Source organism: Amycolatopsis sp. NPDC114478 (assembly GCF_055633805.1).
This window is the reverse complement of record NZ_JBVKDO010000006.1, coordinates 217,222-236,310: the sequence shown is the minus strand read 5'-3', so window position 1 is coordinate 236,310 and position 19,089 is coordinate 217,222. Positions and strand designations below refer to the sequence as shown.

The window sequence follows — 19,089 nt, the reverse complement described above, 5'->3', positions numbered from 1 at the left end:
CTCACTCACCGAGCCGGGCTCGGTCGGCGGCCTCGCGGCCCGCGTCCCAGCCTTCGTGGCTGCGCACGGTCACCGATTTGCCCACCACCTGGGGGAAGAGCGCGGTGAACGCCGCGTTCACCTTCAGCTCGTGCGACGCCAGCACCGGCAGCAGCCGGTCCGCGTCGGGCGTCGCGGTGAGCGTCGCCTCGGCGACCGCTTCGAGGCGCTCGCCGATCCGGGTGGCGTAGGCGACGAGGAACGACTTCCGGAACGCCCGGTCCCGGCCGGCGGGACCGGCGATCATGGCGCGGGTCGCCTGCACGAGCAGGGACGTCGTCAGCAGCGCGACGGCGTCCAGGTCGTCCTCGTCGCCGACCACGGTCACGAAGTCCCAGCGCGGGTCGAAGACGGCGCGGCAGCGGTTGGCCTTCGCGACCACGTCGACCAGCAGCGACTTGGCGTCGACGTACGGGGTGTCGAGCCAGATCCGGCGGGACGCGGGCACGTCGGGCGCGGACACGCCGGCTTCGACCAGCACGCGGTCGAGGGCGTGCCGGGTCATCAGCTCCTGCGCCTTCGCCGAAAGGGCTTCGGCCTCCTCGGGGAAGGCGCTGGACTCGGCCTTCGCCAGCAGCGCGCGGACCCGGCCCAGCTTCTTTTCGTCGGCGGCGGGGCGCTTCGGCGCCGCGGTGCCCGGCGTGGTCAGAACGGGCAGGGTCATCAGGAAGCCGAGGGCTTCGATGACGGAGGTCAGGGCCTCGGCCGGGGTAAGGATGTGCTTGGCCACCCACTGCGGCAGGTGCGGCTCGGACTCGGTCCACCACCGGACGGCGCCCACGTCGTCGAGCCGGTCCCGCGAGGTCGTCTCGACGTCGGCGGCCGCGGTGTCGAGCACGAAGGACCGGGCGAACTCGTCGACCCGCCGCCGGGCCGCCTGGTCGAGGTCTTCCGGCAGCCAGCCGCCGCGGCGGGCCCGGGAGATCAGGAGGTGCGCGGCCCGGCGGGCCCCTTCGGCCGCCTCGGCGGGCAGCTCGAGGTCCGGCGCCAGCCGGTTCGCGTGCGTCCCGGCCGCGCGACGGACTCCCTGCGCGGTCTCGGAGGCGGCGGCCAGCAGCGCGTCGCCGAACTCTTCGGCGGTCCCGGGCCTCGGGGTTTCCGGGGCCGGGGTGCGTCGCTTCTGCTTGCCCACCGGGCGAGTGTGCCGCAGCCCGGTCACCTTCCCGGCGCCCGGCCCGTCGGGAAGGCATGCACACCGCACTCACCCTCATCGCGATCGTCCTCAACGCGGGCATCGGCCTCGCCGACCTGGCCAAGGCCGAGTTCGTCCTCGCCACGTCGCGAGCCGTCGACGTCCCGCCGAGCTGGCTGCCCGTGCTCGGCGCCCTCAAGCTCGCCGGGGCGGCCGGCCTCACCCTGGGCCTGGCGGGGATCCGACCGATAGGGACAGCCGCCGCGGTCGGGCTGGTCCTCTTCTACCTCGGGGCGATCATCGCCCACCTCCGGGCGCGCAAGATCGCCACCGGTGTCGCCCCGCTGCTCTTCCTCGGCCTCGCCGTGGCGACGCTCTAACGCAGCCGCGGCAGGGCGTCCCGCGCGAAGTGGCTCAAGATCCGCAAATCCTCCGCGAACCGCTCCCGGTGCTCCGGCGGCAGCGGCTTGAAGAAGAACTGCTCGATGTTCTCCACGTGCACCCGGCTGGCCCGCACCGTGGTCTCCTCGCCCAGCGCGGTCAGCCGCACCAGCTGGACGCGGCGGTCGTCGGGCGAAACCGTGCGCGTCACCAAACCCAGCGCCGACATCCGGTCCACCAGCCGGGTCGCGCCGCCCGTCGTCAGGACCTGCTCCTGGGCGATGGACCGCATCGTCAGCCCATCCTGCCCCGTGCGGCCGACGATCAGCAGCACCTCGTACATCAGGTGCGTGATCCCGCATTCGCGCTCCAGCGCGCGGCCGAGCAAGTACTCGAGCCGGTTCGCCGCGCCCTGCAGCCGGCCGAATGCGAGCACCCGCGGGTCGTAGGCGGCCTGCTGGGCCGACGTGATCTCCACTTCACTCCTCCATGCGCAACGCGAGGTAGACGTCGAGCTGGTCGGTGAACTCCGTCAGGTCCGCCCCGAGCAGCTCGCCCGCCCGGCCGATGCGGTAGCGCAACGTGTTGACGTGGACGTGCAGCGCCTTCGCCGCCCGCGTCGGCGAGCCCGAACACTCCAGGAACACCCGCACCGTGTGCACCAGGTCCGTGTGCTGCTCGGCGTCGTACGCCAGCAGGGGCCCGAGCACCCGGCGCCGCAACGCCGCGCGCAGCCCCTCCGGCGTCCCGGCCAGCAGCAGCCGGTGCGCGTCGACGTCGCCGGCCTCGACGACCACGACGCGTCCCGCGCGCCCGGCCGCCACGTCCAGCGCGAACCGCGCCGTCGCGAGAGCCTCGGCCCTTGGCGCGGAATCGCCCACCCCGCAGAGGATCCGGGACGCCCGCAGCAACGGTTCCACAGTGGACAGCCCGGCCGAGCCCGGCCACCGCGCGACAGCCGCGTACGAAGTGTCCCCAGTGGACTCGAGCGGCAGCCCGTCCGGCAGCAGCTCCCGCAGGACGTCCCGGCTCTCGTCGCTGCCCTCGGTCCGCAACGCGATGACGTGCGCCTCGGCGGGCACCTCGACGTCGGGCGGAACCGACCGCGCGCGCGTGACGCCCACGAGCCCCGCCAGCTCCTCGGCCAGCTCCGCCTGCGCGGTGCTCAACGGCCCGCCGACGGCGACCAGCCACGGCACCGCGTGCCGTCCCTCGACCGGCACCACCGTCAGCGACCCGGCTTCCTTCGCCGCGTACCGTCGCACGACGTCGGGCGCCGGCACCGGCAGCGGAGACGTGCCCGCGACGACCCGGCCGAGCCCCGACAGCACCCAGCACGGCAGCCCGAACTCCGCGGACGCGCGCTCCAGCAGCGTCTCGACCGGGGCGTCCGCGGCGGCCTGCAAACGTTTGCGCGCGCTCTCGGACGCGGCGGCCAGCGCCAGCACCACCTGCTCGGTGATCACCGAGAACGACAGGTCGGCGGGCACTTCCAGCAGCGGGATCCGGTGCCGCTCGCAGGCCTCGACGACGTCGCCGGGGATGCCGCCGGAGTCGGCGCCGGACGCCGCCAGCGCCGCCGCTCCCGAGCGTGCCAGCGCCGCCACGAACGGCTCGGCGTCACCGGGGCGCCGCCACCAGAGCAGGCCGGAAAGCACCAGCTCACCGGCCGAGAGGTACCGTCCGGGGTCGGGCAGCTCCGTCACGTAGATGCGCGTCACCGGGCGGTCGAGCAACTCGGCCCCGGCTCGCGGGCGCAGCCGCAGACCGGGGAGGCCCAGCAGAGTTTTCACGGTCGTCATCAGGCTTGTAGGAAAGCACAACCGGACCGGGTTTCGCTCCTGTGCGTTTCATGCGCCGTGCCGTTGCCGCCCGGACCCGGTTCGGCGTCTACTGGTCTATCGTCCCTTCTCCGGCGAAGGAGCACGCTTTAAGGAGGCAGAGTGGAGTTCCTGCGTCCCACGACGCTCGCCGAGGCCCTCGCCCTCAAGGCGGAGCGGCCGGACGCCGTGCCGATCGCCGGCGGCACCGACGTCATGGTCGAGCTGAACTTCGACCACCGGCGCCCCGAGGCCCTCTTGGACCTGACCCGGGTCGGCGAACTGGCGGAGTGGTCCACTGTGGATCACTCGGACGGCACGGTCCGGCTCGGCGCCGGCGTCCCGTACACCCGCGTGATCGCCGAACTGGGTGAATCCGTCCCGGCGCTGGCCATGGCGTCGCGCACGGTCGGGTCGCCGCAGATCCGCAACCGGGGCACGGTCGGCGGCAACCTCGGCGCCGCGTCCCCGGCCGGCGACACCCACCCGGTGCTGCTGGCCCTCGACGCGCGGGTCGAGGCAGCCTCCGTCCGGGGGACCCGGATCCTCCGCGCGGAGGATTTCTACGTCGGCGTGAAACGCCACGCCCTCGAACCGGACGAGCTGATCACCGCCGTCCACCTGCCCGCGCACGCCGGGCCGCAGCAGTTCGCCAAGGTCGGGACGCGCAACGCGATGGTCATCGCGGTCTGCTCGTTCGCACTCGCCCTACGCGACGGGCAGGTCGGCGCGGCGATCGGGTCCGCCGCCCCGACCCCGCGCCGGGCACGAGCGGCCGAGGAGTTCCTGGCCGCCGAGCTGCCGTGGACGTCGTCCGAGCCGCTGGCCGACTCCCTGAAGCGCCGCTTCGGCGACCTCGTGGCCGAAGCGACGTCACCGATCGACGACGTCCGGGGCAGCGCCGCGTATCGGAAGCACGCGTTGGGGGTACTAGCGCGGCGTACGTTGACTTGGGCCTGGGACGAACACCGGACGGGGGAGCGCGCATGCGCCTGAATGTCACGATCAACGGCGAGAAACGCGAGGCGGACGACGTCTGGGAGGGCGAAAGCCTGCTCTACGTCCTGCGTGAGCGGCTCGGCCTGCCGGGCTCTAAGAACGCCTGTGAGCAGGGAGAATGCGGCTCCTGCACGGTCTACCTCGACGACGTCCCGGTGTGCGCCTGCCTGGTCGCGGCCGGGCAGGCCGAGGGCCGCGTGGTCCGCACGGTCGAGGGCCTGGCCGACGGCGACACCCTCGACCCGGTCCAGCAGTCCTTTGTGGACGCGGGTGCGGTGCAGTGCGGCTTCTGCACCCCGGGCCTGGTCGTCGCCGCGCACGACCTGCTCAACCGCGTCCCCGACCCGTCCGACGAGGAGATCCGCGAAGCCCTCGCCGGCAACCTGTGCCGCTGCACCGGCTACGAGAAGATCCTCGACGCCGTGCGCGCCGTCGCGGAGGGCGGGGTCGCGTGAGGACGCTCATCAGCGGTGCAGCGGTCGCCACCGTCAGCGGCGAGGAGTACGCCAACGGCCATGTCGTCGTCGAGAACGACCGGATCGCCGAAGTCGGCGAAGGCGTCTACACGGGCGAGTTCGACGAGCGCGTCGACGCCGAAGGGTGCCTGGTCACGCCCGGCCTGATCAACACCCACCACCACCTCTACCAGTGGGCGACCCGCGGGCTGGCCGCCGACCACACGCTCTTCGAGTGGCTCGTCGCGCTCTACCCGGTCTGGAAGCGCCTCGACGCGGAGATCACGCACGCCGCCGGCACCGCCGGGATGGCGCGGCTGGCGCTGACCGGCTGCACGACCGTCGCCGACCACCACTACGTCTTCCCGCGCGACGGCGGCGACCAGGTCGCGGCGCTCGCGGCGGCCCGCCAGCGGATCGGCGTCCGGCTGCACGTCGTGCGCGGGTCGATGGACCGCGGCGAGTCCGACGGCGGCCTGCCGCCGGACAACCTCGTCGAGTCGACCGAGGACGCGCTGACCGGCACCGAAGCGGCGATCGAGCGCTTCCACGACGACTCGGCGGGTGCCCACCTGCAGATCGCCGTGGGCCCGTGCTCGCCGTTCTCGGTCACCGAGCGGCTGATGTCCGGCGCGGCCGAACTGGCCCGTCGCAAGGGCGTCCGGCTCCACACGCACCTCGCGGAGACGCTCGACGAGGAGAAGCAGTGCCTCGCCGAGGTCGGCTGCACGCCCGCCGAGTACGCCGACAAGCTCGGCTGGCTCGCCGACGACGTCTGGCTCGCGCACACCATCCACCTCGCGCCCGAGGCGGTCCGCCGGTTCGGCGCGACCGGCACGGGCTCGGCGCACTGCCCGACGTCCAACGGCCGGATCGGCGCCGGCATCGCCCCGGTCCGCGACCTCCTCGACGCCGGCGTCCCGGTCGGGCTCGGCGCCGACGGGGCCGCGTCCAACGAGTCCGGTGGCCTCGGCGAAGAGCTGCACCAGGCGTTGCTGCAGGCCCGCCAGCGCGGCGGGCCCCGCGGCCTGACCACGCGGGAAGCCTTGTGGATGGGCACGATGGGCGGCGCCCGCTGCCTCGGCCGCGCCGACGACCTCGGCTCGATCGAGCCTGGCAAGCTCGCCGACCTCGCCGTCTGGGACCTGACCGGCCTGAACTACGCGGGCATCGCCGACCCGGTCGCGGCACTGGTGCTCGGCACGACCCCGCCGCTGCGCCGGCTGTTCGTCGGCGGCAAGGCCGTCGTCGCGGACGGCACGCTGCGCGAAGCCGACGAGTCCGAGATCGCCCGTGAGCTGGCGGGCGCGAGCGCCCGGTTGAGGGAGGGCAGATGACCACCACTTCCGTCACCACGCAGACCGCGAACGGCGTCGGCGCGTCACCGCGCCGCCCCGACGGCACGGTGAAGGTGCGCGGCGAGTTCGCCTACTCCTCGGACCTGTGGCACGAGGACATGGTGTGGGGCGTGACGCTGCGCAGTCCGCACCCGTACGCGCGGATCACCGGCATCGACATCACCGAAGCCCTGGCCGTGCCGGGCGTCTACGCGGTGCTGACGCACGAAGACGTCCCCGGCGTCAACCGGTACGGCCTCGAGCACGCCGACCAGCCGGTGCTCGCGTCCGACGTCGTCCGGTACCAGGGCGAACCGGTCGCGCTGGTCGCCGCCGACCACCCGGAGACCGCGCGCCGCGCGATGAAGCGGATCGTCGTTTCGTACGAAGAGCTTTCTCCGGTCACGGACTCCGAAGCGGCCGTCGCGGGCGAAGGGCCTTCGCTGCACGAGGGCGGCAACGTCGTCCGGCACGTGAAGATCCGCCGCGGCCCGCAAGACGTCTCCGCGGACGTCGTCGTCTCGGGCGTCTACGAGGTCGGCATGCAGGACCAGGCGTTCCTCGGGCCCGAGTCCGGGCTCGCCGTGCCGGACACCGAAGGCGGCGTCGACCTCTACGTCGCGACGCAGTGGCTGCACGTCGACCAGCAGCAGATCGTCGCCGCTTTGGGCCTGCCGGTCGAGAAGGTGCGGCTGACGCTCGGCGGTGTCGGCGGCGCGTTCGGCGGCCGCGAGGACCTGTCGATGCAGGTCCACGCGTGTCTCCTCGCGCTGCACACCGGCAAGCCGGTGAAGATGGTCTACAACCGCGAAGAGTCCTTCTACGGCCACGTCCACCGCCACCCGGCGAAGATGTACTACGAGCACGGCGCCACCCGCGACGGGCGTCTCGTGTACGTGCGTACGCGGTTGTACCTCGACGGCGGCGCGTACGCGTCCTCGACCGGCGCGGTGGTCGCGAACGCCGCCACGCTCGGCGTCGGACCGTACAAAGTGGACAGTGTCTCGGTGGACTGCTGGGGCACGTACACGAACAACCCGCCGTGTGGCGCGATGCGCGGCTTCGGGGCGGTGCAGGCGGCGTTCGGGTACGAGTCGCAGATGGACAAGCTCGCTCTCGCGTGTGGCTTGGACCCGGTGGAGATCCGCGTCCGCAACGCGATGAGCGAAGGCGATCTGATGCCGACCGGCCAGGTCGTCGACGCGGAAGCGCCGGTCGCCGAGCTGCTTTCCCGCGTGCGGGAGATGCCGATGCCGCCGGTCCGGCCGTTCGACCTGCGGCACATGCCGGGCGGGGTGTCGAACACGACGCACGGCGAGGGCGTCGTCCGCGGCGTCGGGTACGCCGTCGGCATCAAGAACGTCTGCTTCTCCGAGGGTTTCGACGACTACTCGACGGCCCGGGTGCGCCTGCAGCTGGTCGGCGGCGAGCCGGCCGCGACCGTGCACACCGCGGCCTGCGAGGTCGGCCAGGGCCTGGTGACGATCATGCAGCAGATCGTCCGGACCGAGCTCGGCGTCGACCAGGTGACGGTCCTGCCGATGGACACCTCGATCGGCAACGGCGGCTCGACGTCGGCGTCACGCCAGACCTACGTCACCGGCGGCGCGGTCCAGGCCGCGTGCGCGGCGGTGCGGGCGCGGCTGCTGTCCCGGTTCGACCAGCGGGTGCGCGTGGTCGGCGGCAAGCTCGTCGCGGCCGACGGCCAGGTGGTCGCGGACCTGGTGGACGTCCTCGGCGACGACGTCCACGACGAAACCGTCGAGTGGCGGCACCGGCCGACTTCTTCGCTGGATCCGGAGACCGGGCAGGGCACCGCGCACGTGCAGTACGCGTTCGCCGCGCACCGGGCGGTCGTCGACGTCGACACGGAACTGGGCCTGGTGAAGGTGGTCGCGCTGGACTGCGCCCAGGACGTCGGCAAGGCGCTGAACCCGCAAGCCGTGCTGGGCCAGATCCAAGGGGGTTCGGCGCAGGGGCTAGGGCTCGCGGTGATGGAGGAGATCCAGACCTCCGGCGGGAAGATCCGGAACCCCTCCTTCACCGACTACCTGATCCCGACGGTCCTGGACATGCCGCCGATGAGCATCGACGTCCTGGAGCGCCCGGACCCGCACGCGCCGTACGGCCTGCGCGGGGTCGGCGAGCCACCGACGATCTCGTCGACCCCGGCGATCGTGGCCGCGATCCGGGCCGCGACCGGGCTCGCGCTCACGCGCGTCCCGGTCCGGCCGGAGCACCTGACCGCTACTTGAGCAGCCAGTTCTGGTTGGCGTCGTCGTTGCAGCCCCAGAGCTCGAGCTGGACGCCGTTGACGTTGCCGGCGGGCTTGTCGCCGCCGGTGACGTCGACGCACAGACCGGTCTGGGTACCGGTGATCGAGCCGTCGGGGTTGAGCTTGAACTTCTGGTTCGCGCCGCCGTGGCAGGTCCAGGCGATCAGCTTGGTCCCGGCGGTGGTGCCGCCTTCGCTGGCGTCGAGGCAAAGACCGCTGGCGGACTTCAGCTCGCCGGCGCCGGTGAACGTCCAGGACTGGTTGGGGCCGCCGTCGCAGTCCCAGATGTCGACCGTGGTGCCGGGCGTGGTCACGTTGCCGTTGATGTCGATGCAGCGTGAGGACGACGCGCCCTGCAACGGCCGGGCGGTGCTGCTGCCGCTCGCGCCGGCCTTGACGCGGTAGATGACCGCGCCGTGCGAGGGGACGTCCGCGCTGATCGTGCCGGTGCTGGTGGTCTGCTCCTTGGACCACAGGTTGGTCAGCCGGTAGCTCGACGCCGCGGGCAGCCCGGCCGCGGCGGCCGTGGTCGACATGGTCTTCGTGGTGCCGTTTTCGTTGAACAGCACGACGGCGACGTCCCCGCCCTGGAGCGGTTTCGCGAGGACGTCGAGGCCGTTCCCGGTCGCGATGCGGGTGGCCTGCTTGCCGAGCGCGTCCTGGTCGACGGCGATGACGTCGGCGTTGAGGTAGGTCGAGAAGGTGGCGACGCTGGCGGAGCGCAGGTCGGCGCCGGCGATCAGCGGCGCGGCCATCGCGGCCCAGAGCGTGAAGTGGGCGCGGTCCTCCTGGAAGTCCATGCCGTCGCCGACTTCGAGCATGTCGGGGTCGTTCCAGGCGCCGGGTTTCGCGGCGGACGCGAGGCCGACGTTCTGCCGGTAGATGGAGTCGATGCTGCCCCAGTTGTTCGTGATGTCGCCGGTCGTGCGCCACAGGTTGCCGACGTCCGGCGCCCACGTCGAGGGGTTGAAGTTCCCCCATTCGCAGATGCTGTAGGCGATCGGGCGGCCGGTGGCCTTCAGCGCGTCACGCATCGCGGAGTAGCGGCGGACGTAGTCCTGCTGGTTTTCGCCGGCGGGGCTGCCGCAGTTGTCGTACTTGAGGTAGTCGACGCCCCAGCTCGCGAAGAGGTTCGCGTCGGCCTGCTCGTGGCCGAGGCTGCCGGGGTAGTGCTGGCAGGTTTCGGAGCCGGCGCTCTCGTAGATGCCGAACTTCATCCCGCGGGCGTGGATGTAGTCGCCGAGGGCCTTGAGGCCGCTCGGGAACTTGGCGGAGTCGGCGACGAGGTTGCCGTTGCCGTCCCGCGTCTTGGTCATCCAGCAGTCGTCGAGGTTGACGTAGGTGTAGCCGCGGTCGCGCATCCCGGAGCTGACCATGAGGTCGGTGGTCTGCTTGACGAGCGTCTCGTTGATGTTGCACTGGAACGTGTTCCAGGTGTTCCACCCCATCGGGGGCGTGCGGAGGAGCCCGTTTTCGAGGGCTTGGGCGGGCGGGCTGCTGAGTGCGGCGCCCGCCAGGACGGCGGCAAGGACGGCGAAGACTCGGCGCATTGCGGCTCCAACCGGACGGCGGTGTGAGGCAGGAGGACTAGACCACTGTCGTCAGACAGCACTGCGCAGCATCCGTGTCGGATGCTGCGCGGTCAAGCGCCATTTTGAGTATTCGTGTTGGATTCCCGACTAAAGTTGTGCGTTCTCGTCGAGTAGCCGCTTGGCAACATCCACGGTGGCGGCGCCGGCGACGGCCATGGCCTCGGTGTCCCGCAGCGAGCGGCAGAGGACGAAGGCACCTTCGAGGTTGTTGACGGCGGTGATGGTCAGCGTCCGCGCGGCGGCTGGGCCGAGCCCGAACTTCCCGAACTTTTCGGTCCCGGCGTCGATCCAGGCGGTGAAGACGTCGGCGGTGGCCTGCCGCAGCGGCTCGTTGGTGGCGGCGACCTCCAGGGCGACGGTCGCGATCGGGCAGCCTTCGACGTAGTCGGTGGCTTCGAGGGTGGCGATCCCGGCGGCGAAGAAGGCCTCGATCCCGCTGATGACGTCCGGAGCGGGCGCGATGAAGAGGTCGAAGAGCTGGATGTAGGCGAGCCCGGAGGTCCGGATGACCTCCGCCCCGAGCTGCTCCTTGCCCCCGGGGAAGAAGTGGTAGAGCGACCCGAAGGGAGCATTCGCCTCCGAGACGATCTGCTTCAACCCGGTACCGCTGTAGCCGTTGCGCCGGAACAGTTCCGCGCCGGCGGCCATGATGCGTTCTTTGGTCCCTGCCACGGTGCCACGATACGCCCGGTTTGATAGAGCGTTCTATCAAACCGGGCGTGGCGGCTAGTGGATGTCCCAGGCCGGGCCCGGGTCCTCGGCGTCGTCGCGCAGGATCGTGCCCTCGATCAGGCCGTACGGGCGGTCCGCCGCGTAGAACACCTCGTTGTCGTTCTTCAGCCCGAACGGGCTCAGGTCCACCAGGAAGTGGTGCTTGTTCGGCAGCGAGAGTCGTACTTCAGCGACCTCTTCGCGCGCGTTCAGCACCGCCTCGCCCATCGCGTACAGCGTCTGCTGCAGCGAAAGGCTGTGCTTCGTCGCGAACCTCTCCAGCATCAGCCGCCGGACTTCGCGGTGGCTCTCGGCCCAGTCGACGTCCTCGCCCTGGTAGCGCCACTTCGCCGTCACGGCCGTCGCGAGGATGCGGTCGTCGGTCTCGGCGAGCGTCGTGTACTGGTCGCGCGGGAAGCCGTGGAACTCCGAACCCGTGGACTTCAGCAGCGTCAGGCCGTCGATGCCGGACACGACCCACGCGCGGCCGTCGCGGATCGTCACGGCCGTGGTGCGCCGTTCGTCGCCGGAGCGGCTGAACGCGTGGTCGTGCGGCTCGCCGCCGACGGCGATCCGGTCCCAGCCGTGCTCGTCGATCTTGATCCGCGCGCCGGTGATGTTCCCCTGCGAGCCGGTGAAGTGCCGCGCGAGGCGCAGGCCGAAGTCCTCGATCTCGCCGACCGGCGCCTCCTTCGCGAAGGCGTACACGGTGTTCTTCTGCGTGTCGGTCGCGAGCACGCCGGCGTTGTCACCGGTGAGGTGCGTCGCGGCGAGTTCGCCTCGCAGCGACGTCGACACGGTGAGGTCCTTGAGGTGGTGCACGGGGCCGTCGCGGCGCACCGTCACCAGGCGGACCTCCGCCTTGCCGTACTGGTTGGGGCCCAGGGTGATGGCCACGGTTCAGCTCCCTCGGTAGGTCGAATAGGCGAACGGGCTGAGCAGGAGCGGCACGTGGTGGTGCGCGGTGCCGTCGGCGATCCGGAAGGTCAGCGCGACCTCCGGGAAGAACGCGTCCGGGCCGAGGTAGGCGCCGGTGTCGAAGACCAGCCGGTACGCGCCGGGCGCCAGGGTTTCGGGGCCGAGGTCGCGGATGCGGCCGTCGTCGTCGGTCCGCCCGTCGGCGATCGGCTTGCCCTCGGCGGTCTCGAACCGGACGGCGATTCCCTGCGCGGGGCGTCCGGCCGCCGTGTCGAGGACGTGGGTGGTCACGAGGCTCACGCGGTCACCGCTTTCGCGAGTCGGAGTTCGGCGATCTTGAGGAGTTCCCGCCCGGCGACGGCCAGTTCGGTCGCCGGATCGTTGTCCAGCCTGGATCGGAGGATCTTCAGCAGCTCTTCGCCGCTGCGGCCGCTGGCGCAGACGAGGTAGACGTGGCCGAACTTGGCTTCGTACTCCGCATTCGCGGCGGCGAAGGCGTCGGCGTTGTCCACACCGGACTGTTCGCCGCGCGCCCAGCCGCTCGCCGGCTTCTCGCCGATCCGCGGGTGCGCGGCCATGGCCTGCCGGATTTCGTCGCTGCTCAGCGGCAGGTCGGCGGCGGCCTTGAGGGCGGCCAGGTCGGCGTACGGGCGGCCGTCGAGGATCGCGTCGACCCAGCGGGGGACGGCGAGGCACGCCGTCAGCAGCGGGCGGACGTCGTCGGCGGTGTTGAACTCGGAGAGCAGCACGGGCTGACCGTACGTCGGCGCCGGAGTTACGTCAACATTTTGTTGAAAGCGCTGGTCAGTCCGCTTCCCGGTTCAGGTAGTTGTAGACGGTGAACCGCGTGACGCCCAGCGCGTCGGCCACCGAGGAGACCGATTTCCGCAGGTCGAAGGCACCGCGCTCGCGCAGGACGCGCACGGCCCGCTGCTTCCCGGCGCGGTCGAGTTCGCCCAGCTTGGCGCCCATTTCGCGCTCGACGTCGGCGATGAGGCGGGCGAGGGCATCGTTCAGCTCGACGACGGTCTCGTCCGCCCCCTTTCCGGCATCGCGTGGCGTCTTCCCGCCTGTCGCGGCGCGCGGTTCGGCGGCTTCGGCCTTGTCCGCGCCGACCCGGCGCACCTGCAGCGTCACCTGGGTCGCACCCGCGTCGAGCGCGGCCCGCGCGATCGCCGGAAGCGCGTCGTAAAGCTCCTTCGCCTCGCCCCGGGCGAGCGTCCCGAGCGGGCCGAAGTCGGTGTCCAGCCCGGCTTCCGCGGCGGCGTCGCGCGCGGCGACGGCGTGCTCGGGTGGTGAACCCTCGCCGTGGAACGGTTCGCTGGTGAACTCCGCTTCAAGCCGCACGAGGATGACCGTAACGCGCCGCGTCCGTCGTTGACGAGCGGCGCGCGCCGTGGTTACTGTCGTTGTGCGAAACCGTCTTTCCGTACTGTGAAATCGGCGGTGGTCAATCCTCCCGGAGAAGGGTTTTCGGATGGATCTTGTGGTGCGCGCAGCCCGAGCCGTCACGGTCGAGGGCGAGGTTCCGGCGACCCTCGGCGTCGACGGCGGCCGGATCGTCGCGGTCGAACCCGGCGGGGCTGCCTTGTCCGGCGACCGCGAGCTGGAGCTCGGCGACGACGTCGTGCTGCTGCCGGGACTCGTCGATACGCACGTCCACGTCAACGATCCCGGCCGCGCCGAGTGGGAAGGCTTCGAGACGGCGACCCGCGCGGCCGCGGCGGGGGGCGTGACCACGATCGTGGACATGCCGCTCAACAGCCTGCCCCCGACCGTCGACATCGCGGCGCTGGAGGTCAAGCGCAAGGCGGCGACCGGCCGGGTGCACGTCGACGTCGGCTTCTGGGGCGGCGCGATCCCCGGCAACGTCGGCGATCTGCGTGCCCTGCACGAAGCCGGGGTGTTCGGCTTCAAGTGCTTCCTGCTGCACTCGGGCGTCGACGAGTTCCCGCCGCTCGACCCGGCCGGGCTCGACGAAGCGTTGCGCGAGCTGAGTTCCTTCGACGCGCTGATGATCGTCCACGCCGAAGACGCGCACGAGATCGACTCGGCGCCGGAACCGCACGGCGGTCGCTATGTCGACTTCTTGAGCTCGCGGCCGCGTGAGGCGGAGAACCTCGCGATTTCCCAGGTCATCGCGGCGGCCCGCCGCCACGACGCGCGAGCGCACATCCTGCACCTTTCGTCGGCCGAGGCGTTGCCGCTGGTCGCGTCGGCGCGCCGCGACGGTGTCGCGCTGACGGCGGAAACCTGCCCGCACTACCTCAGCTTCATCGCCGAGGAGATCCGCGACGGCGCGACGCAGTTCAAGTGCTGCCCGCCGATCCGGGAGGCGGCCAACCGCGAGCTGCTGTGGCAGGGGCTCGCCGACGGCGTGATCGACACCATCGTCAGCGACCATTCGCCGTGCACGCCGGAGCTGAAACGCTTCGACAGCGGCGATTTCGGGCTCGCCTGGGGCGGGATCTCGAGCCTCCAGCTGGGCCTGTCGGCGATCTGGACACAGGCGCGGCAACGCGGGTTCGCGCTCACCGACGTCGTCCGCTGGATGGCCGAACGGCCCGCCGCGCAGGCCGGGATGCGCCGCAAGGGTCACCTGGCGGCGGGGTACGACGCCGACTTCTGCGTGTTCGCGCCGGACGAGGCGTTCGTCGTCGACGTCGCGAAACTGAAGCACCGCAACCCGGTCAGCGCCTACGACCGGCGCCCGCTCGCCGGCGTCGTGCGCTCGACGTGGTTGCGGGGCACCGAAATCACCGGCGACGAGCCCCGCGGCGCGTTGCTGACCCGGGGGGACTGCTGAAATGGAGGCTGCCTTGTCCGACCGTCCTGAGTGGACCGAACTGCCCGACCTCGCGTCACGCCGCTTCGGCGGGACGGTGATGTGGGCGACCGACGAGCTGTTCGCCGAGAAGGAGAACCTGGTCAACCCGTGGACGCCGGCGCACCGCGCCGAGACGTTCGGCCCGAAGGGCCAGGTCTACGACGGCTGGGAGACCCGCCGCCACCGCGAACCGGGCGACGACCAGGCGGTGGTCAGGCTCGGCCTGGCCGGCACGGTCACCGGCGTCATCGTCGACACGGCGTTCTTCAAGGGCAACTACCCGCCGTTCGTCTCGGTCGAGGCGGCCTCGGTGCCGGGCTACCCGTCGGCGGCGGAGCTGCAGACGGCGGACTGGGACGTCCTGGTGGACCGCGCCCCGGCGGCCGGCCACACGGAGAACTTCTACGCGGTCAACGGTTCGCGCCGCTACACGCACGTCCGGTTGACGCAGCACCCGGACGGCGGCGTAGCCCGCCTGCGCGTCCACGGCACGCCGATCCCGGACCCGGACCTCCTGGATCTGGACGCGCTCGACCTGGCGGCGCTGGAGAACGGCGCCATCGTCACGGGCTGCAGCAACAAGTTCTATTCCTCGCCGAACAACCTGCTGTCGCCCGGACTCGCGGCGCACCAGGCAGAGGGCTGGGAGACGGCCCGCCGCCGCGACGACGGAAACGACTGGGTGACGCTCCGCCTCGCGGGCGCGGGCATCGTCCGGTTCGCCGAGCTGGACACGAGCAACCTCAAGGGCAACGCGCCGGGCTGGGCATCGGTGAGCGGCCGCGACACGTACGGCGAGTGGGTCGAGCTGCTGCCGAAGACCCGCTTGCAGCCGGACACCCGCCACCGTTTCGCGTTGAGCGACGGCCCGGAGGTAACGGAGGCCCGCCTGGACATCTACCCGGACGGCGGCTTGGCGCGGTTGCGCTTGTTCGGCCGGCTCACCGAGGCAGGCCGGACGAATCTGAAGGCCCGCTATTCCAAGACGCGCTAGTTGTCAGCGCCGGGCCGGTTGAGGTAGGCAGAGGCCAGCGAGAGCACGCAGGCGCAGCCGATGATGGCGCTGACCCACCACTGGAGCCCGGCCACGATGCTCCAGACGAAGCCCGCCGCCGCCAACAAGGCGACGAGGATGTTCCGGAACTGCAGCGGGGTCGGTTTGGCCATGCCGACAGCCTCTCACGGGTGCGTTCGGAGGTTGCCGCGTGCCCACGCGTCTGTGCTGCGGCGGGCCGCCAGCTCCTGCGGGTGTGCGCCGGCGGCGGCGCAGGTACGCGCTCGAACGCTGCCAGGGCCTGGGGGCCGTGCCGGTCCGGCGCGCCCGCCGGCGGCCGGCCGCGGGTGCGGTAACGGGCTGCTCGCTCCCGAGGGCATGCGCCAGCCGCGGCCGTCCTGCGCCTGCAGGTTCGCGCTCGAACGTCGCCGGGGGCTGTGGCTCGTCTGGGGCCCGCCGGCGGCCGCCCGCGGGTGCGGTAACGGGCGCTCGCTCCCGAGGACGTGCGCCAGCCGCGGCGCGGCCGTCCTGCGCCTGCAAGTTCGCGCTCGATCGCTGCGGTGGCAGTGGCTCGTCTGAGGCGGGGCCGGGCCGGTCCGGGCCGGTCCGGCACGCGCCCGCCGGTTTTTAGCCGGGCTTGCGTCCGATGGGCGCCGGGGCAGAGTCGTTCGCCTCGGGTGGGTCAGGCCGCGTGCCGGTTTGGCGCGCGCCTCCAAGGTGCCTGGCGGGCTTGCGCTGGCCGGCGGCGGGATTTACTCGTCCCCGCCCCGCCCCGCCCCGCCCCGCCCCGCCCCGCCCCGCCCCGCCCCCTCTTGCCGTCCTCAGATCTCCGCGCGCTGGCCGGGTTCGAGCAGGATCAGCCGGTCGGTCAGGCCGGCCGTCTCGAATTCCTTGTGCAGCACCTCTGGCCCCTCGGTGAAGTGCTGCCAGCCGCGGAAGTGCAGCGGTACTACCTTGGCCGCGCCGAGTACCTTTGCCGCCTCGACTGCGTTTGCGCTGGTCAGCGTCAGAGGTGCGCCGTCGAAGAGCTTTGTTCGGGCGGCGCCGGCGAACAGCACCGCGATGTCGATGCGGAACCTCGACGCGATCTCCCGCACCAGCTCCACCGACGCGTTGTCGCCGCTCACGTACACCGTCGGCAGGCCGCTGCCGCTCAGTACGAACCCCGTGACCTCGCCGGTCGTCGGCTCGGCGCCCTCCGGGCCGTGGAGCGCCGGGACTGCCGTCACCGTCAGCGGTCCGACCTGTGTCTCCTCCCAGGGCTTCAGACCTCGCGCGGTGCCGCCCAGCCGTTCGGCTCCGCTGCGCGTGACCAAGGTCAGCGGCACCGTCCCGAGGTAGGCGCGGCCGCGGTCGTCCAGGTTGTCGGGGTGCTGGTCGTGGGACAGCAGGACCGCGTCCACCACGCCGACCGCCTCTTCGGTCAGCACGGAGTCCTCGGTCTTGACCAGCACGCGGTCGCCGACGGGGTGGTTGCCGGGCGCGTCGAAGGTCGGGTCGATCAGCAGCCGCACGCCGCCCAGCTCCAGGAGCGCGGTCGGGCCGCCGGACAACGTGATCCCCAGCTTTTCGGTCATGCCCAGGGCCAACAGCGGGAACGGGCGTTCTCTTCCCTAGGGTGCCGACTGCCTCCGGGAGCTGATCACGCCGGTGTTGAACCCGGCCAGGTGAAGTCCGCCCGCAAAACGCGCGTGTTCGATCTTCACGCACCGGTTCATCACGACGTCCAGCCCGGCTTCCCGCGCCCGGTCGGCCACCGGCTCGTGCCACAGCCCGAGTTGCAGCCACAGCGTCCGCGCGCCGGCGTCGATCACCTCTTCGGCCACCTGGGGCAGGTCGTCGTGCCTCCGGAAGACGCTGACCAGGTCCGGTTCACCCGGTAGGTCCTTCAGTGAGGCGTACACCGGTTTCCCGAACAGCGTGTCCAGTCGCGGGTTGACGAAGTTGACCTCGTACCGCGTCGACGAGAGCAAGTAGGTCGCGACGAAGTAGCTCGGCCGCGCCGGATTGGCGGACGCACCCACCAGCGTCACCGACTTCGTCCGGTTCAGGATCGCCCGCCGTCCGACGGCACCCACCTCATGTGTCATCCGGCCACCGCCTTGCCCAGCGCCTGGTCGAGGTCCCAGAGAATGTCGTCGACGTCCTCCAGCCCGATCGACAGCCGGATCAGGTCGGGGCTGACGCCCGCCGCCGCGAGCTGTTCCTCCGACAGCTGGGCGTGCGTGGTCGACGCCGGGTGGATCACCAGCGTCCGCGCGTCCCCGACGTTCGCCAGGTGCGACAACAGCTCCACCGATTCGACGAACTTCTCGCCCGCCGCCCGGCCGCCGTCGATGCCGAACGAGAACACCGCGCCCGGCCCGGCGGGCAGGTACTTCTTCGCCAGGTCGTGGTGCGGGTGCGAAGGCAGCCCGGCGTACGACACCCACGTCACTCGTGGATCCGCTTGAAGGTATTCGGCGACCGCCTGCGCGTTGGCGACGTGCGCGTCCATCCGCTGCGGAAGCGTCTCGACCCCTTGCAGCAACAGGAAAGCCGAGTGGGGTGACAGGACCGCGCCGATGTCCCGCAGCTGCTCGGCGCGCAGCCGGGTGCAGAACGCGTATTCGCCGAAGTTCTCCCAGTACTTCAGGCCGCCGTAGCTTTCGACGGTCTCGGTCATCCGGGGGAACTTCCCGTTGCCCCAATCGAACTTCCCCGACTCGACGACGATCCCGCCGAGCGTCGTCCCGTGCCCGCCGAGGAACTTCGTCGCCGAGTGCAGCACGATGTCGGCGCCGTGCTCGATCGGGCGGCACAGGTACGGCGTCGCCAGCGTCGCGTCCACCACGAGCGGGATGTCGTGGGAATGCGCGAGGTCCGCCAGTGCCGCGAGATCGGCGATGCCGCCGCGGGGGTTGCCGATCACTTCGGTGTAGAGCAGCCGGGTCCGGTCGGTGATCGCGGCCGCGTAGTCGTCGATGCCGCCGCTGACGAACGTCGTCTCCACGCCGAAGCGCCGCAGCGTGCCGGTGAGCTGCGTGACCGTGCCGCCGTAGAGGCCGCTCGCCGACACGATGTGGTCGCCCGCCTCGGTGAGTGCGCTGAAGGTAAGGAACTCCGCGGCCTGCCCGCTCGCGGTCGCCACGCCGCCGATGGCGCCTTCGAGGCTGGCGATCCGCTCCTCGAACGCGGCCACGGTCGGGTTCCCGATCCGGCTGTAGATGTTCCCGTACTTCTGCAATGCGAACAGGTTCGCCGCGTCGGCGGCGTCTTCGAAGACGAAGCTCGTGGTCTGGTAGATCGGCACGGCCCGCGCGCCGGTCGCCGGGTCGGGGGTGCCGCCCGCGTGCAGTGCGCGGGTCCGGAAGCCCCAGGTGCGTTCACTCATCGGTTCTCACCGTAACCGTCCTCCCCCTCGGATGGCCACGCCTCCCAGGTGGTGGGCGCGGTCATTTCGTGCTTCCGACGTTAGCACGCTTTGGCATTCCGTGCGCTACACTCGAAAGCATGAAATGCGCCGCCTGTGGCAAGCCGCTGCCACCTCGCCGGGGTTCCGGGCGAAATCGCCGGTATTGTGATGCTACGTGCCGGAGCGCCGCCCGCCGCCGACGCGAGAGCGTAAAG

The 19,089-nt window shown here is 71.5% G+C and carries 20 protein-coding genes; 7 read left to right on the top strand and 13 right to left on the bottom strand.

The window, feature by feature from the left end; all coding sequences use genetic code 11:
* Window position 1 precedes the first annotated feature (1 nt).
* Window positions 2-1,171, bottom strand: coding sequence for a DUF2786 domain-containing protein (locus tag ACZ7OH_RS19675; protein ID WP_470282067.1), 1,170 nt, complete (start codon window positions 1,169-1,171; stop codon window positions 2-4).
* A 56-nt stretch (window positions 1,172-1,227) separates the two neighbouring features.
* Between ACZ7OH_RS19675 and ACZ7OH_RS19670 the strand changes: the two genes are divergently transcribed.
* Entirely contained in the window at window positions 1,228-1,551 is a 324-nt protein-coding gene (locus tag ACZ7OH_RS19670) for a DoxX family protein (protein ID WP_470282066.1), read from the top strand.
* Here ACZ7OH_RS19670 and ACZ7OH_RS19665 read toward each other — a convergent pair.
* On the bottom strand, window positions 1,548-2,030 hold the full coding sequence (locus ACZ7OH_RS19665; RefSeq protein ID WP_470282065.1) for a MarR family winged helix-turn-helix transcriptional regulator: 483 nt from the start codon (window positions 2,028-2,030) through the stop codon (window positions 1,548-1,550). The two genes, ACZ7OH_RS19670 and ACZ7OH_RS19665, sit on opposite strands and share 4 nt — an antisense overlap.
* Window position 2,031: 1 nt before the next feature.
* Window positions 2,032-3,354, bottom strand: coding sequence for a PucR family transcriptional regulator (locus tag ACZ7OH_RS19660; RefSeq protein WP_470282064.1), 1,323 nt, complete (start codon window positions 3,352-3,354; stop codon window positions 2,032-2,034).
* A gap of 141 nt (window positions 3,355-3,495) precedes the next feature.
* Here ACZ7OH_RS19660 and ACZ7OH_RS19655 point away from each other — a divergent pair, with 141 nt between their 5' ends.
* Genes ACZ7OH_RS19655 through pucD form a run of 4 tightly spaced genes read left to right on the top strand, consistent with a single transcriptional unit; the run spans window position 3,496 to window position 8,418 of the window.
* On the top strand, window positions 3,496-4,368 hold the full coding sequence (locus ACZ7OH_RS19655; protein WP_470282063.1) for an FAD binding domain-containing protein: 873 nt from the start codon (window positions 3,496-3,498) through the stop codon (window positions 4,366-4,368).
* On the top strand, window positions 4,359-4,826 hold the full coding sequence (locus tag ACZ7OH_RS19650) for a (2Fe-2S)-binding protein (protein ID WP_470282062.1): 468 nt from the start codon (window positions 4,359-4,361) through the stop codon (window positions 4,824-4,826). The genes ACZ7OH_RS19655 and ACZ7OH_RS19650 overlap by 10 nt, the downstream gene beginning before the upstream one ends.
* Window positions 4,823-6,163, top strand: coding sequence for an 8-oxoguanine deaminase (locus tag ACZ7OH_RS19645; protein ID WP_470282061.1), 1,341 nt, complete (start codon window positions 4,823-4,825; stop codon window positions 6,161-6,163). Before ACZ7OH_RS19650 ends, ACZ7OH_RS19645 begins: the two co-directional genes overlap by 4 nt.
* Window positions 6,160-8,418 carry a xanthine dehydrogenase subunit D gene (pucD, locus tag ACZ7OH_RS19640; RefSeq protein WP_470282060.1) on the top strand — a complete coding sequence of 753 codons (2,259 nt, stop codon included), beginning with the start codon at window positions 6,160-6,162 and terminating at the stop codon, window positions 8,416-8,418. The genes ACZ7OH_RS19645 and pucD overlap by 4 nt, the downstream gene beginning before the upstream one ends.
* On the opposite strand, the gene ACZ7OH_RS19635 is transcribed toward pucD, so the two are convergent.
* From ACZ7OH_RS19635 to ACZ7OH_RS19610, 6 genes are all read right to left on the bottom strand, one after another.
* The gene (locus ACZ7OH_RS19635; RefSeq protein ID WP_470282059.1) at window positions 8,411-9,988 is read right to left on the bottom strand and encodes a glycoside hydrolase family 27 protein; all 1,578 of its coding nucleotides are present in this window, start codon (window positions 9,986-9,988) and stop codon (window positions 8,411-8,413) included. The two genes, pucD and ACZ7OH_RS19635, sit on opposite strands and share 8 nt — an antisense overlap.
* 129 nt (window positions 9,989-10,117) lie before the next feature.
* On the bottom strand, window positions 10,118-10,702 hold the full coding sequence (locus tag ACZ7OH_RS19630; protein WP_470282058.1) for a TetR/AcrR family transcriptional regulator: 585 nt from the start codon (window positions 10,700-10,702) through the stop codon (window positions 10,118-10,120).
* Window positions 10,703-10,756: 54 nt separating this feature from the next.
* Entirely contained in the window at window positions 10,757-11,638 is an 882-nt protein-coding gene (gene pucL, locus ACZ7OH_RS19625) for a factor-independent urate hydroxylase (protein ID WP_470282057.1), read from the bottom strand.
* 3 nt (window positions 11,639-11,641) lie between these two features.
* Window positions 11,642-11,959 carry a hydroxyisourate hydrolase gene (uraH, locus tag ACZ7OH_RS19620; RefSeq protein WP_470282056.1) on the bottom strand — a complete coding sequence of 106 codons (318 nt, stop codon included), beginning with the start codon at window positions 11,957-11,959 and terminating at the stop codon, window positions 11,642-11,644.
* Entirely contained in the window at window positions 11,956-12,408 is a 453-nt protein-coding gene (gene uraD, locus ACZ7OH_RS19615) for a 2-oxo-4-hydroxy-4-carboxy-5-ureidoimidazoline decarboxylase (RefSeq protein ID WP_470282055.1), read from the bottom strand. The genes uraH and uraD overlap by 4 nt, the downstream gene beginning before the upstream one ends.
* 55 nt (window positions 12,409-12,463) lie before the next feature.
* Window positions 12,464-13,006 (bottom strand): helix-turn-helix domain-containing protein, encoded by a 543-nt coding sequence (locus tag ACZ7OH_RS19610; RefSeq protein ID WP_470282054.1) that lies wholly within the window; start codon window positions 13,004-13,006, stop codon window positions 12,464-12,466.
* Window positions 13,007-13,136: 130 nt separating this feature from the next.
* On the opposite strand from ACZ7OH_RS19610, the gene allB reads away from it, so the two are divergent.
* Entirely contained in the window at window positions 13,137-14,465 is a 1,329-nt protein-coding gene (gene allB / locus ACZ7OH_RS19605; protein WP_470282053.1) for an allantoinase AllB, read from the top strand.
* A gap of 1 nt (window position 14,466) precedes the next feature.
* Window positions 14,467-15,480 (top strand): allantoicase, encoded by a 1,014-nt coding sequence (gene alc / locus ACZ7OH_RS19600; RefSeq protein WP_470282052.1) that lies wholly within the window; start codon window positions 14,467-14,469, stop codon window positions 15,478-15,480.
* Here alc and ACZ7OH_RS19595 read toward each other — a convergent pair.
* The 4 genes from ACZ7OH_RS19595 to ACZ7OH_RS19580 form a co-directional block, all read right to left on the bottom strand.
* Entirely contained in the window at window positions 15,477-15,653 is a 177-nt protein-coding gene (locus tag ACZ7OH_RS19595; protein ID WP_470282051.1) for a hypothetical protein, read from the bottom strand. The two genes, alc and ACZ7OH_RS19595, sit on opposite strands and share 4 nt — an antisense overlap.
* 648 nt (window positions 15,654-16,301) lie before the next feature.
* Entirely contained in the window at window positions 16,302-17,057 is a 756-nt protein-coding gene (locus tag ACZ7OH_RS19590; RefSeq protein ID WP_470282050.1) for an MBL fold metallo-hydrolase, read from the bottom strand.
* Window positions 17,058-17,093: 36 nt separating this feature from the next.
* Window positions 17,094-17,570 carry a CoA-binding protein gene (locus ACZ7OH_RS19585; protein WP_470282049.1) on the bottom strand — a complete coding sequence of 159 codons (477 nt, stop codon included), beginning with the start codon at window positions 17,568-17,570 and terminating at the stop codon, window positions 17,094-17,096.
* Window positions 17,567-18,853 (bottom strand): O-acetylhomoserine aminocarboxypropyltransferase/cysteine synthase family protein, encoded by a 1,287-nt coding sequence (locus tag ACZ7OH_RS19580; RefSeq protein ID WP_470282048.1) that lies wholly within the window; start codon window positions 18,851-18,853, stop codon window positions 17,567-17,569. The genes ACZ7OH_RS19585 and ACZ7OH_RS19580 overlap by 4 nt, the downstream gene beginning before the upstream one ends.
* Window positions 18,854-19,089 lie beyond the last annotated feature (236 nt).

What these genes read in the sequence shown, in the direction of transcription:
- ACZ7OH_RS19670 (WP_470282066.1), top strand. Translation starts at nt 1,228, where the DNA reads ATGCACACCGCACTCACCCTCATCGCGATCGTCCTCAACGCGGGCATC.
- ACZ7OH_RS19580 (WP_470282048.1), bottom strand. Translation starts at nt 18,853, where the DNA reads ATGAGTGAACGCACCTGGGGCTTCCGGACCCGCGCACTGCACGCGGGC.
- ACZ7OH_RS19635 (WP_470282059.1), bottom strand. Translation starts at nt 9,988, where the DNA reads ATGCGCCGAGTCTTCGCCGTCCTTGCCGCCGTCCTGGCGGGCGCCGCA.
- ACZ7OH_RS19590 (WP_470282050.1), bottom strand. Translation starts at nt 17,057, where the DNA reads ATGACCGAAAAGCTGGGGATCACGTTGTCCGGCGGCCCGACCGCGCTC.
- ACZ7OH_RS19660 (WP_470282064.1), bottom strand. Translation starts at nt 3,354, where the DNA reads ATGACGACCGTGAAAACTCTGCTGGGCCTCCCCGGTCTGCGGCTGCGC.
- alc (WP_470282052.1), top strand. Translation starts at nt 14,467, where the DNA reads ATGGAGGCTGCCTTGTCCGACCGTCCTGAGTGGACCGAACTGCCCGAC.
- ACZ7OH_RS19585 (WP_470282049.1), bottom strand. Translation starts at nt 17,570, where the DNA reads ATGACACATGAGGTGGGTGCCGTCGGACGGCGGGCGATCCTGAACCGG.
- pucD (WP_470282060.1), top strand. Translation starts at nt 6,160, where the DNA reads ATGACCACCACTTCCGTCACCACGCAGACCGCGAACGGCGTCGGCGCG.
- ACZ7OH_RS19650 (WP_470282062.1), top strand. Translation starts at nt 4,359, where the DNA reads ATGCGCCTGAATGTCACGATCAACGGCGAGAAACGCGAGGCGGACGAC.
- ACZ7OH_RS19595 (WP_470282051.1), bottom strand. Translation starts at nt 15,653, where the DNA reads ATGGCCAAACCGACCCCGCTGCAGTTCCGGAACATCCTCGTCGCCTTG.
- allB (WP_470282053.1), top strand. Translation starts at nt 13,137, where the DNA reads ATGGATCTTGTGGTGCGCGCAGCCCGAGCCGTCACGGTCGAGGGCGAG.